The 16598-nt window shown below is 63.8% G+C and carries 11 protein-coding genes; 6 read left to right on the top strand and 5 right to left on the bottom strand.

Annotated elements, in window-relative coordinates:
- Positions 1-38: 38 nt before the first annotated feature.
- The 4 genes from EPN59_RS06635 to EPN59_RS06620 form a co-directional block, all read right to left on the bottom strand.
- Positions 39-1604: a DHA2 family efflux MFS transporter permease subunit gene (locus EPN59_RS06635; protein ID WP_293036498.1), complete on the bottom strand. Its 1566-nt coding sequence runs from the start codon at positions 1602-1604 to the stop codon at positions 39-41.
- Between the two features lie 50 nt (positions 1605-1654).
- Positions 1655-2896 carry an EmrA/EmrK family multidrug efflux transporter periplasmic adaptor subunit gene (locus tag EPN59_RS06630; protein WP_293045738.1) on the bottom strand — a complete coding sequence of 414 codons (1242 nt, stop codon included), beginning with the start codon at positions 2894-2896 and terminating at the stop codon, positions 1655-1657.
- 79 nt (positions 2897-2975) lie between these two features.
- Positions 2976-4538 (bottom strand): efflux transporter outer membrane subunit, encoded by a 1563-nt coding sequence (locus EPN59_RS06625; protein WP_293036501.1) that lies wholly within the window; start codon positions 4536-4538, stop codon positions 2976-2978.
- An 86-nt stretch (positions 4539-4624) separates the two neighbouring features.
- Positions 4625-5119, bottom strand: coding sequence for a MarR family winged helix-turn-helix transcriptional regulator (locus EPN59_RS06620; protein ID WP_293036503.1), 495 nt, complete (start codon positions 5117-5119; stop codon positions 4625-4627).
- A gap of 525 nt (positions 5120-5644) precedes the next feature.
- On the opposite strand from EPN59_RS06620, the gene typA reads away from it, so the two are divergent.
- The 6 genes from typA (at position 5645) to EPN59_RS06590 (ending at position 15422) form a co-directional block, all read left to right on the top strand.
- Positions 5645-7471, top strand: coding sequence for a translational GTPase TypA (gene typA, locus EPN59_RS06615; RefSeq protein WP_293036505.1), 1827 nt, complete (start codon positions 5645-5647; stop codon positions 7469-7471).
- 335 nt (positions 7472-7806) lie between these two features.
- On the top strand, positions 7807-10671 hold the full coding sequence (locus EPN59_RS06610; protein WP_293045736.1) for a 2-oxoglutarate dehydrogenase E1 component: 2865 nt from the start codon (positions 7807-7809) through the stop codon (positions 10669-10671).
- A gap of 123 nt (positions 10672-10794) precedes the next feature.
- On the top strand, positions 10795-12066 hold the full coding sequence (gene odhB, locus EPN59_RS06605) for a 2-oxoglutarate dehydrogenase complex dihydrolipoyllysine-residue succinyltransferase (protein ID WP_293041917.1): 1272 nt from the start codon (positions 10795-10797) through the stop codon (positions 12064-12066).
- Between the two features lie 114 nt (positions 12067-12180).
- The gene (gene lpdA, locus EPN59_RS06600; RefSeq protein ID WP_293041914.1) at positions 12181-13611 is read left to right on the top strand and encodes a dihydrolipoyl dehydrogenase; all 1431 of its coding nucleotides are present in this window, start codon (positions 12181-12183) and stop codon (positions 13609-13611) included.
- A 129-nt stretch (positions 13612-13740) separates the two neighbouring features.
- Positions 13741-14838: a cell division protein ZapE gene (gene zapE / locus EPN59_RS06595; protein WP_293041911.1), complete on the top strand. Its 1098-nt coding sequence runs from the start codon at positions 13741-13743 to the stop codon at positions 14836-14838.
- Positions 14839-14975: 137 nt separating this feature from the next.
- Complete coding sequence (locus tag EPN59_RS06590) at positions 14976-15422, top strand: transposase (RefSeq protein ID WP_293041908.1); 447 nt, start codon at positions 14976-14978, stop codon at positions 15420-15422.
- A gap of 164 nt (positions 15423-15586) precedes the next feature.
- On the opposite strand, the gene EPN59_RS06585 is transcribed toward EPN59_RS06590, so the two are convergent.
- The gene (locus tag EPN59_RS06585; protein WP_293041905.1) at positions 15587-16072 is read right to left on the bottom strand and encodes a DUF2147 domain-containing protein; all 486 of its coding nucleotides are present in this window, start codon (positions 16070-16072) and stop codon (positions 15587-15589) included.
- Positions 16073-16598: the final 526 nt, after the last annotated feature.

The raw sequence follows: 16598 nt of genomic DNA, 5'->3' as shown, positions 1-16598 counted from the left end.
AACGGATCAACGGATCAACGGATCAACGGATCAACGGATCAGTGTGCCGCCGATGCTGCCGCACCTGCGTCCGCGCTGCTCGTGCGCTCGGGGCGCGTGATCCAGATCAGCGCGATCAGCACGATGAAGATCGCCGATGAAACGTAGAAGAGGTCGTTGACGCCGAGTTGCGCGGCCTGCTGCGACAGCATCCTGTCGAAGAGGCCGTGCGCCTGTGCCGGATCGAGACCGGCGGCGTGCTGCATCTGCAGCATCGACTCGTTGAAGACCGGATTGGTCGGCGTGGCCTGTTCGGTGAGGCGCGCGTGGTGGAACGTGGTGCGGTGATCCCACGCGGTCTCGAAGATGGACGTGCCGATGCCGCCGCACATGATCCGCACAAAGTTGGACAGCCCCGACGCAGCCGGAATGCGGTTGCCCGGCAGCCCGGACAGCGTGATCGACACGAGCGGAATGAAGAGCCCCGCCATGCCGATACCCTGGATCAGGGTCGGCAGCGTCAGCGCCCACGTATCCACGCCGGTCGTGTAGCGCGACCGCAGCCAGAAGCACAGCGCGAATACGACGAACGCCGACGTCGCGATATAGCGCGGATCGGTGCGCGGCAGGAGGCGGCCCGTGATCGGCGAAAGCATGATCGCGAAGAAACCCACGGGCGCCATGACGAGGCCCGCGTCGGTCGCGGTGTAGCCTATGCTGGTCTGCAGCCACAGCGGCAGCAGCACGAGATTGCCGAAGTACAGGCCGTAACCCACCGCAAGCGCGATCGTGCCGCCTGTGAAGTTGCGCCGCGCGAAGAGCGAGAGATCGACGACCGGATGCTTGTCTGTCAGTTCCCACACGACGAAGAAAGCGAACGCGATGACCGCGGTGAGTGCGAGCGCAACGATCGTCGTCGACGAGAACCAGTCGAGGTCCTTGCCCTTGTCGAGCATCACCTGCAGCGAACCGACCCAGATGATCAGCAACGCGAGGCCGACGCCGTCGATGGGCGCCTTTTTAACGACCGAATCGCGGTCGCGGAAGATCGTCCACGTCGCGAATGCGGCCACGATGCCGACCGGAATGTTCACGTAGAAGATCCACGGCCACGAAATGTTGTCGGAGATCCAGCCGCCGAGAATCGGCCCTGCCACCGGCGCGATGAGTGTCGTCATCGACCACATGGAGAGCGCGATGGGCGCCTTCGCGCGCGGGTAGCTTGCGAGCAGGAGCGTCTGCGAGAGCGGGATCATCGGGCCCGCCACCGCGCCCTGCAGCACGCGCGAGGCGAGCAGGAAGGGCAGCGTGGGCGCGAGGCCGCACATCCACGACGAGATCACGAACAGAATGATCGACGCCATGAAAAGACGCACCTGACCGATGCGGTCGGTGAGCCATCCGGTCAGCGGCACGGAGATCGCGTTCGCGACCGCGAACGAGGTGATGACCCACGTGCCCTGGTCGGACGACACACCGAGGTCGCCCGAGATCGACGGGATCGACACGTTGGCGATCGAGGTGTCCAGCACGTTCATGAAAACCGCGAGCGACACCGCAATGGTACCGAACACGAGTTTTGCGCCCTGCAGCGGCGGATGGACGACGGGTTGTTGCTCTGCCATTAATTCGCTCGTTGTTGGGCGGGTTTCGACCGTGGGTTGGCGGCGGCGGCTTACATCGCCCTGGCGGCGGACTTCGCCGACGACACCGTTGCGCCGGTCCTGGCCGCCGCGTTGGCGCCGGTGTTTTCCGACACGATGCGGGCGATTTCGGCATCGGCTTCCGCGCCGTACTTGTCGAACACGTCGGTCTGATAGACCGTGTTCTGCGCGTTGCCGAGCTGGCTGCCCGAATCGTCCTTGATGTTCACGTCCACCTGCATCGACAGGCCGATACGCAGCGGGTGTTTTTCGAGGTCGGCCGGATCGAGCGAGATGCGCACCGGCAGGCGCTGTACGACCTTGATCCAGTTACCCGTGGCGTTTTGCGCGGGCAGCAGCGAGAACGCCGAGCCCGTGCCCGCCGAGAAGCCCACGACCTTGCCGTGGTAGACCACCGAAGAGCCGTACACGTCGGCCGTCATTTCGACCGGCTGGCCAATGCGCATGTGCTTGAGCTGCACTTCCTTGAAGTTCGCGTCGACCCACACGGCGTTGAGCGGCACGACCGACATGAGCGGCGTGCCCGGCGAGACGCGCTGGCCCACCTGCACCGAGCGCTTCGCCACGTAGCCGGTGACCGGCGCGGGCAGCGTGTTGCGCGCGTTCGCGAGATATGCGTCGCGAACCTTGGCCGCGGCGGCCATGACGTTCGGATGCGACGAGATGGTCGTGTTCGCGGTGAGCGCGCGGTTGGCGGCGAGCTGATGCTGGGCGGCTTCGAGTGCGGCTTCGGCGCCCCGCACGGACTCGCGTGCGTGCGAAATCTCTTCCTGCGAGACGGCGCCCGTCTGCGCGACCTGCATGCGGCGGCGCAGGTCGTCCTGGGCACGCGCGAGATCGGCCTCGCGCACGGCGACTTGTGCTTCGTACTGGCTATCGTCGGCGAAGAGGCCGCGCACCTGGCGCACCGTCTGCGCAAGATTCGCTTCGGCCTGCTGCAGCGCGATGCGCGAGTCGGCGGGGTCGAGCACCACGAGCGGGTCGCCTGCCTTGACCGTCTGCGTGTCGTCCGCCTTCACTGCGATCACCGTGCCGGTGACCTGCGGCGTGATCTGCACGACGTTGCCGTTCACATAGGCGTCGTCGGTGCCTTCCATATACCGCGCGAGGAGGAAGTAATAGAGGCCGTAGGCAATGGCTGCAATCGTGATCACGAGGACGAGCAGCGTCATCATGCGGCGGCGCTTGCCGTTGCTCGCGCTCGGCTGCGCGTTCGGTTGCGGACCGGCGGCCGGTTGCTGGGGGGTGGTCATGGAAACGATCTCCGGGGGTTCGCTTGTGCTGTTCGCTCGACTATTCGATCGAGGCTGTTCTGGTCGGGCAGGCGCGGTTTCAGTTCGATGCCGCTGCCGTCGCCGAAGCGGGCAGTGCAGGCGCCGTCGTGCCGGTCCACGGCGCGCCGTTGGGGCCCTTCGCTTCGCTGCCGACGGCGGCGGGCGGCACGAGGTCCGCGCCGTGTGCGTCGAACCCGCCGCCGAGCGACTTGATGAGCGCCATCTGGGCGTCGCGCCGCTGCGCCTTCAGGTTCGTCACCGTCTGTTCGGCGGCGAGGCGGTTCTGGTCGGCGTTGAGCACCTGAAGCTGCTCTGACAGGCCCGCCTTGTAGCGGATCACGGCGAGCTGCCAGGCGTTCGTCGAGGCATCGAGCGCGCGCTCGGCATCGACGAGCTGCCGGTCGGCCGAACGGATCGACGCGACCTGGGTCGCGACGTCCTGGAACGCGCCGATGAGCGTCTGGTTGTAGTTCGCCACGTCGAGTTCGAAGTCGGCATAGCGGCCCTTCAACTGTCCGCGCAGGGCGCCCGCATCGAAGATCGGCAGGTGGACTGCCGGGCCGAACTGCATCTGGCGGCTCGTGAAGTTGAGGAATCTGCCCCAGCCGAACGCATCGAAGCCGAAGCCCGCCGCGAGGTTCACGTCCGGATAGAACTCGGCCTTGGCTTCCTTCACGTCGTGCATGGCGGCTTCGACCTGCCAGCGCGCGGCGACGATGTCCGGGCGGCGCGACACGAGATCGGCGGGCAGGCTGTCGGGCAGCGCGACATCGGTGTTCGGCTGCAGCACCGGCTGCGCGATCTGCAGCCCGCGATCCGGTCCCTTGCCGAGCAGCGCGGCGAGCTGGTAGCGCACGGTTTCGATCTGGCCGTCGATCTGCGAGAGATTGGCCTGGCTCGACGCGATATTGCCGTTGGCGGTCTGACGCTCGACGTTGGTGTCGAGGCCCGCGAGCACGCGCCCATTGGTGATCGTGCCGACGGTCTTGCGGTTGTCGATTTCGTGCGAGGCGATGTCGCGCAGCGCATAGAGCTGGGCGAGCTGGTTATACGTGCGCGCGACCGATGCCGCGAGCGTGATGCGCGACTGCTGCATGTCGGCGACGGAAGCCTTTTGCGCGGAGACGGCCTGTGCGAGGCGCTGACGGTTCTTGCCCCAGAGGTCGAGGTCCCACGATGCGCTCACGAGCGCGTTGTTCTCGCTATACCAGGAGCCGCCGAACGGAGGCGGGTAGAGGGCATTGGCCGAGTACAGCTGGCGGGTCCACGAGTAGCTCCCATTGACCTTCGGAAAGAGCGCCGACTTCGACGTCTGGATGTACGACGACGCTTTGGCGATGCGCGCCTGCGCCTGTGCGATGGTCGGATTGCCTTCGAGCGCTTCGTCGATCAGCTTCGGCAGTTGCGGGTCGCCGAACTGGTTTGCCCAGTCGAGCGTGGGCCACTGGCCGCCCTGTGCGGGGATGCTCTGCAAGGTTTCGAACTGCTGCGGCTGGGCAATGGTCTTGTCGCTCTCGATGCCGAAGTAGTTCGCGCATCCCGAAAGGGCCAGCGCCGCCATGGCTGCTGCTGCGGCGGCGGCCCGGCGTACGGCTGACCGGGACTGGGAATGGGGAGTCATTGCTCGTCTCGATGCGTGTGAGGAGAAGGTAATGCTGGACGGTGCAGCTATTTTCGTTTGAGATATTTTCAAATTTAATTGCCCCGTCACGAATTGGCAGGCGGATTCTGGCTCGCTTCGCAGCCGTTCGCCAGCACGCGCCGCAGCATGCTTTTCAGGAACCCGACTTCCTCGGGCGAGAGGCCGCTCAAGAGGCGCTCGCTGATGCTGGTGAACATCGCCGGCATGCGTCTCGCGATTGCCTGGCCTTCGGGCGTGAGCGCAAGACGCACCGCCCGGCGGTCCTCTGAGCTGCGCACGCGCTTGAGCAGCCCCCGCGTTTCCAGCCGGTCGACGAGCCGCGTCACCGCGCTGGCATCGATCCCGTACTCGCGGGCCAGTTCCGCAGCGAGCACGCACTTGCCGCTCGCGACCATGAACAGCACGCTTGCCTGCTGGCTCGTGACGCCGAGTTCCGCGACGGTGCGCTGGTTGACCAGATTCGACATGGTCGACTTCACGCGTGAAATGAGGTAGCCGACGCTTTCTCCGAAGTCGTACTCAAGGACTTCGGACGGAGGTGTATGGGCCGGATCAGTCATAATTCTGCTGCGCCTGCAATGATTGACTAGGCACGGATTATAGAGTGCGATTAGTTGACGCGGCAAGCGTCAATTATGCAATTGCCGAAAATGTTTTGCAGATATCGAGCTTAATCCGATCTAGAGAGCGTGGGAGAATCGCCTGTTTTGGCTCGGAAAGGCCGTGGCAAAAGGCTGGCGCGCTATAGAAGGCGCAAATCGAGGCGCAAATCGAGGCGCAAATCGAGGCGGTAATCCCGGCGATAAATCTTGCGCTGCCGAATGCTGTCCGGATGGCTCCGGGCGGTCACCCCGTCACCTTACAGCGTGCGATGAGGACATGTGTCAGAGGAAGTCATCCTCGCGTGCTATACTTGCAGGTTCCCGAAAAGTGCGTTTTTGTCGGGGTGCTGTGTTCCGGTTTGGCCGGAACCGGCGCAACGGCAGCCGGCAGAACCAGGCGAATGGGGCACGAACGCAGCACGTCGATGCCCCCGATGCCTGTCTATCTGTTAGCCGCGCACTCAACTGTGTCCCCAGGTTCCTATGTCCCGCGCTCTTCGCAACATCGCCATCATTGCCCACGTCGACCACGGCAAGACCACGCTCGTCGATCAACTGCTGCGCCAGTCCGGCACGTTCCGCGAAAACCAGCAGATCGCCGAACGCGTCATGGACTCGAACGACATCGAAAAAGAGCGCGGGATCACGATTCTCGCGAAAAACTGCGCGGTCGAGTACGAAGGCACCCACATCAACATCGTCGATACCCCGGGCCACGCCGACTTCGGCGGTGAAGTGGAGCGCGTGCTCTCGATGGTCGACTCGGTGCTGCTGCTCGTCGACGCCGTCGAAGGCCCGATGCCGCAAACGCGCTTCGTCACGAAGAAGGCCCTCGCGCTCGGCCTCAAGCCGATCGTCGTCGTCAACAAGATCGACCGTCCGGGCGCGCGTATCGACTGGGTCATCAACCAGACGTTCGACCTCTTCGACAAGCTCGGCGCGACCGAAGAGCAGCTCGATTTCCCGGTGGTGTACGCGTCGGGCCTGAACGGCTACGCGTCGCTCGACGATTCGGCCCGCGAAGGCGACATGCGTCCGCTCTTCGAGGCGATCCTCCAGCACGTGCCGGTGCGCGCCGCCGATCCGGAAGGCCCGCTGCAACTGCAGATCACCTCGCTCGACTACTCGACCTACGTCGGCCGTATCGGCGTCGGCCGCATCACGCGCGGGCGCATCAGGCCGGGTCAGCAGGTCGCGCTGCGCTTCGGCCCGGAAGGCGAAGTGATGAACCGCAAGATCAACCAGGTGCTGTCGTTCCACGGCCTTGAGCGCGTGCAGGTCGAGTCGGCCGAAGCCGGCGACATCGTGCTGATCAACGGCATCGAGGACATCGGCATCGGCGCCACGATCTGCGCGGTCGACAATCCCGAAGCGCTGCCGATGATCACGGTGGACGAGCCGACGCTCACGATGAACTTCCTCGTGAACTCGTCGCCGCTCGCGGGCAAGGAAGGCAAGTTCGTGACGAGCCGCCAGATCCGCGACCGCCTCACGAAGGAACTGAACCACAACGTCGCGCTGCGCGTGAAGGACACGGGCGACGAAACGACGTTCGAAGTGTCGGGCCGCGGCGAGCTGCACCTCACGATCCTGATCGAAAACATGCGCCGCGAGGGCTACGAGCTGGCCGTGTCGCGTCCGCGCGTCGTGCTGCACGAAGTCGACGGCGTGAAGATGGAGCCGTACGAGCAACTGACCGTGGACGTCGAAGACGGCCACCAGGGCGGCGTGATGGAAGAGCTTGGCCGCCGCAAGGGCGAAATGCTCGACATGGCGTCGGACGGCCGTGGCCGCACGCGTCTTGAATACCGCATCCCTGCGCGCGGTCTGATCGGCTTCCAGGGCGAGTTCATGACGCTCACGCGCGGCACGGGCCTGATGAGCCACGTGTTCGACGAATATGGCCCGATCAAGGACGGTTCGCTCGGCGAGCGCCGCAACGGCGTGCTGATCTCGCAGGACGACGGCGCGGCCGTCGCCTACGCGCTGTGGAAGCTGCAGGATCGCGGCCGCATGTTCGTGAAGCCGGGCGACGCGCTGTACGAGGGCATGATCATCGGCATCCACAGCCGCGACAACGACCTCGTCGTGAACCCGATCAAGGGCAAGCAGCTCACCAACGTGCGCGCCTCGGGCACCGACGAAGCCGTGCGCCTCGTGCCGGCGATCCAGATGTCGCTCGAATATGCGGTCGAATTCATCGACGACGACGAACTCGTGGAAGTGACGCCGCAGTCGATTCGCCTGCGCAAGCGCCATCTGAAAGAGCACGAGCGCCGTCGCGCAAGCCGTGAAGCCGTTGCCGAGTAATCAGGTTCAACGATTTTGCGCACTGCAATGCAAATAAGGATGCAAAAAAGCCGCCCCTATGCAGGCGGCTTTTTTGCGTCCGGTAAATTTGTATTGCAGTGCAAAAAAGAGTGTGCCGCAAGAGCCGTGAAAGCCTGTCTGGAAAGGGCTTGCGTGCGGTTCTCGCGTCACGTTGCGTCCGACGGAGACACGCACTTATGTGCTATCCTCCGCGGATGCATGATTTAGGTCCTTCCAAGCAGACTTGATTCGCAATCCGCTAAACGGTCAGGCCGTGTCGCGGAAGGTTGAGTAACCCGCTATTTCTCGAGAAACTCGAAGAAAGGTGAGCGTAAATGTCGGAAACGATGAAGCAATTCCAGCTGAACTCCTATCTGTTCGGCGGTAATGCTCCGTATGTCGAAGAGCTATACGAAGCATATCTTGATAACCCTGCGTCCGTCCCGGACACCTGGCGCGAGTATTTCGACGCGCTGCAAAACGTGCCCTCGTCGAGCGGCACGGCAGACAGCGACGTCGCGCACGGCCCGATCGTCGAGTCGTTCGCCCAGCGTGCCAAGGCCAACGCATTCGTTTCTCGCGGTGGCGGCGAAGATCTCGCCACGGCCCGCAAGCAGGTTTACGTTCAATCGCTGATCGGCGCGTATCGATTCCTCGGCTCGCAATGGGCCAACCTCGATCCGCTCAAGCGCCGCGAGCGTCCGAATATCCCCGAACTCGAGCCCGCGTTCTACGACTTCACCGAAGCCGACATGGACGAGACGTTCAGCGCCACGAACCTGTATTTCGGTTACGAGCGCGCGACGCTGCGCGAGATCGTCAAGTCGCTGCGCGATACGTACTGCGGTACGATCGGCGTCGAATACATGTACATCGGCGATCCTGAACAGAAGCGCTGGTGGAAGGAAAAGCTCGAGTCGATCCGTTCGACGCCGAACTTCTCCAACGACAAGAAGAAGCACATCCTGCAGCGCCTGACGGCCGCCGAAGGCCTCGAGCGCTTCCTGCACACCAAGTACGTCGGCCAGAAGCGCTTCTCGCTCGAAGGCGGCGAGAGCTTCATCGCGTCGATGGACGAAGTCGTCCGTCACGCGGGTGCAAAGGGCGTGCAGGAAATCGTCATCGGCATGGCCCACCGCGGCCGCCTGAACGTGCTGGTCAATACGCTCGGCAAGATGCCGGCCGACCTCTTCGCCGAATTCGAAGGCAAGCACGTCGACGATCTGCCGGCCGGCGACGTGAAGTACCACAAGGGCTTCTCGTCGGATATGGCCACCGAAGGCGGCCCGGTCCACCTGTCGCTCGCATTCAATCCGTCGCACCTCGAAATCGTCAACCCGGTGGTCGAAGGCTCGGCCAAGGCGCGTATGGATCGCCGCGGCGACGAAAACGGCCTGCAGGTGCTGCCGGTGCAGATCCACGGCGACGCGGCTTTCGCGGGCCAGGGCTGCGTGATGGAAACGCTGAACCTCGCGCAGACGCGCGGCTACGGCACGCACGGCACGCTGCACATCGTCATCAACAACCAGATCGGCTTCACGACGTCGGACCCGCGCGATACGCGCTCGACGCTCTACTGCACCGACGTGGTCAAGATGATCGAAGCGCCGGTGCTGCACGTGAACGGCGACGATCCCGAAGCCGTCGTGCTCGCCACGCAGCTCGCGATCGAATTCCGCATGCAGTTCCACAAGGATGTCGTCGTCGACATCGTGTGCTTCCGCAAGCTGGGCCACAACGAGCAGGACACGCCGGCGGTCACGCAGCCGCTCATGTACAAGAAGATCGCGCAGCACCCGGGCACCCGTGCGCTGTACGCCGAGAAGCTCGTGCAGCAGGGCGTGATCACGGCAGCGGACGCCGACGGCTACGTCAAGGCGTATCGCGCCGCGATGGACGAAGGCAACCACACGGTCGATCCGGTGCTCTCGAACTACAAGAGCAAGTACGCCGTCGACTGGGTGCCGTTCCTGAACCGCAAGTGGACCGACGCCGCCGATACGGCCGTTCCGCTCGCCGAGCTCAAGCGCCTCGCCGAACGCATCACCACGGTCCCCGAGAACTTCAAGGTTCACCCGCTCGTCGAGCGCGTCATCAACGACCGCCGCACGATGGGCAAGGGCGACGCGAAGCTCGACTGGGGCATGGGCGAACACCTCGCGTTCGCGTCGCTGGTCGCTTCGGGCTACACCGTCCGTCTGACCGGCCAGGATTCGGGCCGCGGCACGTTCACGCACCGTCACGCGGTGCTGCACGACCAGAACCGCGAGCGCTGGAACGACGGCACGTACATTCCGCTGCAGAACATCGCCGAGAACCAGGCGAAGTTCACCGTGATCGACTCGGTGCTGTCCGAAGAAGCGGTGCTCGGTTTCGAGTACGGCTACTCGACCGCCGAACCGAACACGCTCGTGCTGTGGGAAGGCCAGTTCGGCGACTTCGCGAACGGCGCGCAGGTCGTGATCGACCAGTTCATCTCGTCGGGCGAAGTGAAGTGGGGCCGCGTCTCGGGTCTCACGATGCTGCTGCCGCACGGCTATGAAGGCCAGGGTCCGGAGCACTCGTCGGCGCGTATCGAACGCTATCTGCAACTGTGCGCCGAGCACAACATGCAGGTCGTTCAGCCGACCACGCCGGCGCAGGTCTTCCACCTGCTGCGCCGCCAGATGATCCGCCTCTTCCGCAAGCCGCTCATCGTCTTCACGCCGAAGTCGCTGCTGCGTCACAAGGAAGCCGTGTCGGACCTGTCCGAACTGGCGAACGGCACGTTCATGCCGGTCATCGGCGAAGTGGACGAGTCGATCGATCCGAAGAAGGTCAAGCGCGTGGTCGCCTGCTCGGGCCGCGTGTACTACGACCTCGTCGCACATCGCCGCGAAGCGAAGTTGACCGACGCCGCGATCGTGCGTATCGAACAGCTCTATCCGTTCGCGCACAAGCAGTTCGAAGCGGAAATGAAGAAGTACGACAACGCGACCGAAGTGGTCTGGGTGCAGGACGAGCCGCAGAATCAGGGCCCGTGGTTCTACATCGAGCACCATCTGAAGGAAGGCATGAAGGAAGGGCAGAAGCTCGCGTACAGCGGCCGTCCTGCTTCCGCCTCCCCGGCGGTCGGCTACTACGCGAAGCACTACGAGCAGCAGAAGGCGCTGATCGAAGGTGCGTTCGGCCGCCTGAAGGGCGCGCAGGTCGCGAAGTAAGCACGAAAGAGCAACTCGAACCGGGAAGGCGCGACTCGCAAATCACGCGCTTTCCCGCGCTCACGTGCGCGACCCGGTTCGTTTCACGGGGGGAACCCCGGTACGTATTCAGGAAAAAATCACATGGCTATCGTTGAAGTCAAGGTCCCCCAGCTTTCGGAGTCGGTTTCGGAAGCCACCATGCTGCAGTGGAAGAAGAAGCCGGGCGAAGCTGTCGCCCTGGACGAAATCCTCATCGAACTCGAGACCGATAAGGTCGTGCTCGAAGTGCCGGCGCCCGCAGCCGGCGTGCTGGCCGAGTTCCTGGCCAATGACGGCGACACCGTCGTGGCTGATCAAGTGATCGCGAAGATCGACACGGAAGGCAAGGCAAGCGCAGCAGCACCCGCCGCCGCCGCCGCGCCCGCAGCCGCTCCGGCCGCTGCCGCAGCCCCCGCTGCTGTCGCCGCCGCTGCAACGACGGGCGCAAGCAGCAGCGTCGCCTCGCCCGCCGCTTCGAAGCTGATGGCCGAGAAGGGCTTGTCGGGTTCGGACGTCGCCGGCACGGGCCGCGACGGCCGCATCACGAAGCAGGACGTGCTCGGCGCGGGCGCGCCGAAGGCCGCTGCGCCCGCACCGGCGGCGAAGCCCGCCGCTGCACGCCCGGCGCTGCCGGACGTCAAGGCGCCGGCTGCTGCCGGCAACTGGCTGGCCGACCGTCCGGAACAGCGCGTGCCGATGTCGCGTCTGCGTGCGCGTATCGCCGAGCGTCTGCTCGAATCGCAGCAAACCAACGCCATCCTCACGACGTTCAACGAAGTGAACATGGCGCCGGTCATGGATCTGCGCAACAAGTACAAGGACAAGTTCGAGAAGGAACACGGCGTGAAGCTCGGCTTCATGTCGTTCTTCGTGAAGGCGGCGGTTCATGCGCTGAAGAAGTTCCCGCTCGTGAACGCGTCGATCGACGGTAACGACATCGTCTATCACGGCTACTTCGACATCGGTATCGCTGTCGGCTCGCCGCGCGGTCTCGTGGTGCCGATCCTGCGCAACGCCGACCAGATGAGCCTCGCCGACATCGAAAAGAAGATCGCCGAGTTCGGTCAGAAGGCGAAGGACGGCAAGCTGTCGATCGAGGAAATGACGGGCGGTACGTTCTCGATCTCGAACGGCGGCGTGTTCGGCTCGATGCTCTCGACCCCGATCATCAACCCGCCGCAGTCGGCGATCCTCGGCGTGCACGCCACGAAGGAACGCGCTGTCGTCGAGAACGGCCAGATCGTGATCCGTCCGATGAACTACCTCGCGATGTCGTACGACCACCGCATCATCGACGGCCGCGAAGCCGTCCTGTCGCTGGTTGCCATGAAGGACGCGCTGGAAGATCCGGCTCGTCTGCTGCTCGATCTGTAAAGCAGCGCTGCTTCATTGCGCATCATTCGCATCATCAAGTCTCTCTGAGCGTCGCGCGCGCGGGCGGTGGAATCCACCGCCCGCGTGGCGCGCTCAAGTCCCGAAAGGATGACCATGTCCAAAGAATTTGACGTCGTCGTGATCGGCGCCGGCCCCGGCGGCTATATCGCGGCGATCCGCGCTGCCCAACTCGGCAAGTCGGTTGCCTGCATTGAAAAGTGGAAGAACCCGGCCGGCGCGCTGAAGCTCGGCGGCACCTGCCTGAACGTGGGCTGCATTCCGTCGAAGGCGCTGCTCGCTTCGTCGGAACAGTTCGAAAACGCCCAGCATCACCTGATCGATCACGGCATCAGCGTTTCGGACGTCAAGATCGACGTCTCGAAGATGTTGGCCCGCAAGAACGACATCGTCGAAAAGATGACGAAGGGGATCGAGTTCCTGTTCCGCAAGAACAAGATCACGTGGCTCAAGGGTCACGGCAAGTTCGTCGGCAAGAACGAAGCCGGCGTGCAGATCGAAGTGAGCGGCGAAGCCGACGCGGAAGTCGTGACGGCGAAGAACGTCATCATCGCGACCGGTTCGAAGGCGCGTCACCTGCCGGGCATTCCGGTCGACAACAAGATCGTCGCCGACAACGAAGGCGCGCTCTCGTTCGACGCCGTGCCGAAGAAGCTCGCCGTGATCGGCGCAGGCGTGATCGGCCTCGAACTCGGCTCGGTGTGGCGCCGTCTCGGTTCCGAAGTCACGGTGCTCGAAGCGCTGCCGGAATTCCTCGGCGCGGCTGACCAGTCGCTGTCGAAGGAAGCCGCCAAGCTCCTCAAGAAGCAGGGGCTCGACATTCACGTCGGCGTGAAGGTGGGCGAAGTGAAGGCAACGGACAAGAGCGTCACGATCGCCTACACGGACAAGGACGGCAAGGCGCAGACGCTCGAAGCCGACCGCCTGATCGTCTCGGTGGGCCGCGTGCCGAACACCGACAACCTCGGCCTCGAAGCGATCGGCCTGAAGGCGAACGAGCGCGGCTTCATCGACGTCGACAACCACTGCGCCACGAGCGTGCCGAACGTGTACGCGATCGGCGACGTGGTGCGTGGCCCGATGCTCGCGCACAAGGCCGAAGACGAAGGCGTGCTGGTGGCCGAGATCATCGACGGCCAGAAGCCGCACATCGACTACAACTGCATTCCGTGGGTGATCTACACCGAGCCGGAAATCGCATGGGTCGGCAAGACGGAGCAGCAGCTGAAGGCTGAAGGCCGCGAAGTCAAGACGGGCCAGTTCCCGTTCATCGCGAACGGCCGCGCGCTCGGCATCAACAAGGCCGACGGCTTTGTGAAGATGATCGCCGACGCGAAGACCGACGAGCTGCTCGGCGTGCACATCATCTCGGCGAACGCATCGGACCTGATCGCGGAAGCCGTGGTGGCGATGGAATTCAAGGCGGCTGCCGAAGACATCGGCCGCATCTGCCATCCGCACCCGTCTCTCTCCGAAGTCATGCGCGAGGCGGCTCTCGCCACCGACAAGCGCGCACTCAACATGTAATGCGCGCGGGCAGGGCGTCCGGCGGGGTGGTCAATTCCGTCGGATGCTCTGCCGCACAGTATCTTGCATCACGACGAAGAGGCGGGTGGGTTCTATCCCACCCGCCTCTGCTTATTTGCGGCCCATGAAATGAACGTCACCAAGTACTACGAAAAGGAACTGCAAAACCGGGGGTACCAGTCAGATACGGCCCAGCGCACCGCGGTCGACCGGCTGCAGCAGTGCTACGACGAATGGGTTGCGTACAAGTCGCGCCGCTCGAACGCGTTCAAGAAGCTCATCATTCACCCCGATCTGCCGCGCGGCGTGTACATGTGGGGCGGCGTGGGGCGCGGCAAGAGCTTCCTGATGGACAGCTTCTATGCGGTCGTGCCCGTGCAGCGCAAGACGCGCCTGCACTTCCACGAATTCATGCGCGAGGTGCATCGCGAGCTGGAAGAACTCAAGGGCCAGGCCGATCCGCTCGACGAACTCGCGCGCCGCATTGCGAAGCGATATCGCCTGATCTGCTTCGACGAATTCCATGTCTCGGACATCGCCGACGCGATGATCCTGTATCGGCTGCTCGACCGTCTCTTCACGAACGGCGTGCAGTTCGTGATGACGTCCAACTACGATCCCGATCTGCTCTATCCCGATGGCCTGCATCGCGACCGCATGCTGCCCGCCATCGCGCTGCTCAAGGACAAGCTCGACGTGCTCAACGTCGACGCGGGCATCGACTACCGGCAGCGCACGCTCGCGCAGGTCGAGGTCTACCATACGCCGCTCGGCGCCGAAGCCGACCGCGCACTGCGGCACTCGTTCGCGCAACTCGCGGCGGTGCCTGACGAAAGCCCGATCCTGCACATCGAGAAGCGCGAGATCAAGGCGCTGCGCCGTGCCGACGGCGTGGTCTGGTTCGACTTCGCGACGCTCTGCGGCGGGCCGCGCTCGCAGAACGACTATCTGGAACTGGCAAGCCGCTTTCATGCCGTGATTCTGTCGGGCGTGCCGCAGATGACGCCGCGCATGCAGTCCGAAGCGCGCCGCTTCACGTGGCTCATCGACGTGTTCTACGACCACAAGGTGAAGCTGCTGATGTCGGCGGCGGTGTGTCCCGAGGCGCTCTACGTCGAAGGCCCGATGGCGAACGAGTTCACGCGCACGGTTTCGCGGATCGTCGAGATGCAGTCGAAGGAATATCTCGAAGCGCCGCGCCGTATCGTCGATACATCGCTTACCTGAGCAAGCGCGTCCGCGTTGTCGCGAATGTCGCGAAAAACGGGCGCGTCGATGTTTTCAAGATTCAGACCCGTCTGATACTCGGCGCGGGGGCAAGTGGATATCGTTTGTCGGTGACAACCCCGACAAAGGAGAACACCTTGACCCCGCATCGCGATATTAACGAGGACGAATGGGAACGCGTCATGCCGCTTTTCCCAGAATTGCGGCAGCGTACCGAATTGCGCGGCCGGCCGCTCGCCAATACGCGGTCGGTACTCAATGGTGTTCTGTGGGTCATGTATAGCGGCGCGACGTGGTCGGCCATGCCGCGCCGCTATCCCTCGTACCAGACCTGCCATCGCCGGTTCAAAGCCTGGTACGACGAAGGCGTACTGAAGCGCGTGATGGCCGAACTGTTCGGTGATGAAGGCGCGGTTGTCTGCCATGCGTTTGAATCGCGCATGCGCAAGCCGATGAACCGCGCGGGCAAGGGCATGCGCAACGAGCCGCCGCCGGTGAAGAAGGGTTCGCCGTTCGGCCCGGTCACATCCACGGGGACGCCGCCGTTCCCCACTCATCGCCTGCTGTTCCGCCCGAGTTCCTGAACTGCATCATGACCTGTGGATCGCCGTCCGGCCCACAGGTTCACCGTGGCAGGCGAAGCCACTTCCGGATACGCATGCAGGCGGGTGCGCGCGATGTCTCGCGGTCCCGCACTGCTTCGCATCCGTTCTCCTCATCCACGTCGAAACGCAACTGCCGCTGGCAACTACTGCTGGCGAATCCACGTTTGTGAGCGGCCGAGCAGGGCGATGCCCAGATAGCCGCGCACCACGAGCTTGTGACCGCCGTCTTCGACGTGCATCTTGCAGCGGTACACCTTGCCGTTTTCCGGATCGAGGATGTGACCGCCGTCCCAGCCCTCGTCGGTCTTCTTCATCCCGTCAATGACCGTCATGCCGAGAATCGGCTGATCCTTGCGTGCGTCCGTGCACGCGGTGCACTTGCGCTCCGGATTATTGCTGGCGCTGAGGCCCTTGATGACCTTGCCGCTGAGCTGGCCGCTGCCGTCGTCGCTGATCTGGACGAGCGCTTTCGGCTGGCCGGTGTGATCGTCGACGGTCTGCCAGACGCCGACCGGCGTATTGGTCTGGGCGTAGGCTGCGATTGCGCCGCCGAGCAAGGCGCTCGCGAGTGCGAGCCGGGTTGCCGCGCGCGCGGCGAACGCAACGGTGCGTCCGGTGATCCGGTTCATCCTTTGTCTCCTATGGTTTGTCCTGGCCGTGCGGACCGCGCATCGCGCGCGCCGCGCACGGCGGTGTGGGCAGCATACGCGAAAGCGGTGTCTCCGTTTGAGAGGAGGGACTCTAGTCGCTCGCGTGATGGGTCGGGGGCGATGCGTATGCCAATCGTTTATCGGCAGGTATCCTGATTAATCGCCGGATCGGTGCTTGTGGGGGCGTGAAAATCGGCGTGATGGCCGTGCAGATGCAGTAAGCCTTGCGACGGCTCAAGGCGAGTCCACACTCATGCCCGGCAACGCAGGGTTCCTGGTGCACACTGGCATCGCGAAGTTGTGTGCCGGGCAGGCAAGCGCGATGCGTCGCCTCCGCTGCCGTATACCCGACCCGCTATGGGCGCAAATGCCGACGCAAAGATAAGTCACGATTTCCCGGTATCAGGTGAAAAGTGTTGCGGGAACATTAATGGAAGCAGCAATTTTGCGATGAGAAGCCCGAAACCGGGGAAAGTGAGTAATAATTAGGCCGTTTTGCCAAAAC

The sequence above is a fragment of the Paraburkholderia sp. genome, from assembly GCF_004298475.1.
In the GTDB taxonomy this organism is placed as follows: Bacteria; Pseudomonadota; Gammaproteobacteria; order Burkholderiales; family Burkholderiaceae; genus Paraburkholderia; species Paraburkholderia denitrificans.
This window is presented reverse-complemented; position numbering and strand designations above follow the sequence as displayed.

Bases quoted from the DNA above. Each gene is read 5' to 3' on its own strand.
- lpdA (WP_293041914.1), top strand. From the start codon at position 12,181: ATGTCCAAAGAATTTGACGTCGTCGTGATCGGCGCCGGCCCCGGCGGC.
- odhB (WP_293041917.1), top strand. From the start codon at position 10,795: ATGGCTATCGTTGAAGTCAAGGTCCCCCAGCTTTCGGAGTCGGTTTCG.
- EPN59_RS06625 (WP_293036501.1), bottom strand. From the start codon at position 4,538: ATGACTCCCCATTCCCAGTCCCGGTCAGCCGTACGCCGGGCCGCCGCC.
- EPN59_RS06610 (WP_293045736.1), top strand. From the start codon at position 7,807: ATGTCGGAAACGATGAAGCAATTCCAGCTGAACTCCTATCTGTTCGGC.
- EPN59_RS06585 (WP_293041905.1), bottom strand. From the start codon at position 16,072: ATGAACCGGATCACCGGACGCACCGTTGCGTTCGCCGCGCGCGCGGCA.
- EPN59_RS06630 (WP_293045738.1), bottom strand. From the start codon at position 2,896: ATGACCACCCCCCAGCAACCGGCCGCCGGTCCGCAACCGAACGCGCAG.
- typA (WP_293036505.1), top strand. From the start codon at position 5,645: ATGTCCCGCGCTCTTCGCAACATCGCCATCATTGCCCACGTCGACCAC.
- EPN59_RS06620 (WP_293036503.1), bottom strand. From the start codon at position 5,119: ATGACTGATCCGGCCCATACACCTCCGTCCGAAGTCCTTGAGTACGAC.
- zapE (WP_293041911.1), top strand. From the start codon at position 13,741: ATGAACGTCACCAAGTACTACGAAAAGGAACTGCAAAACCGGGGGTAC.
- EPN59_RS06635 (WP_293036498.1), bottom strand. From the start codon at position 1,604: ATGGCAGAGCAACAACCCGTCGTCCATCCGCCGCTGCAGGGCGCAAAA.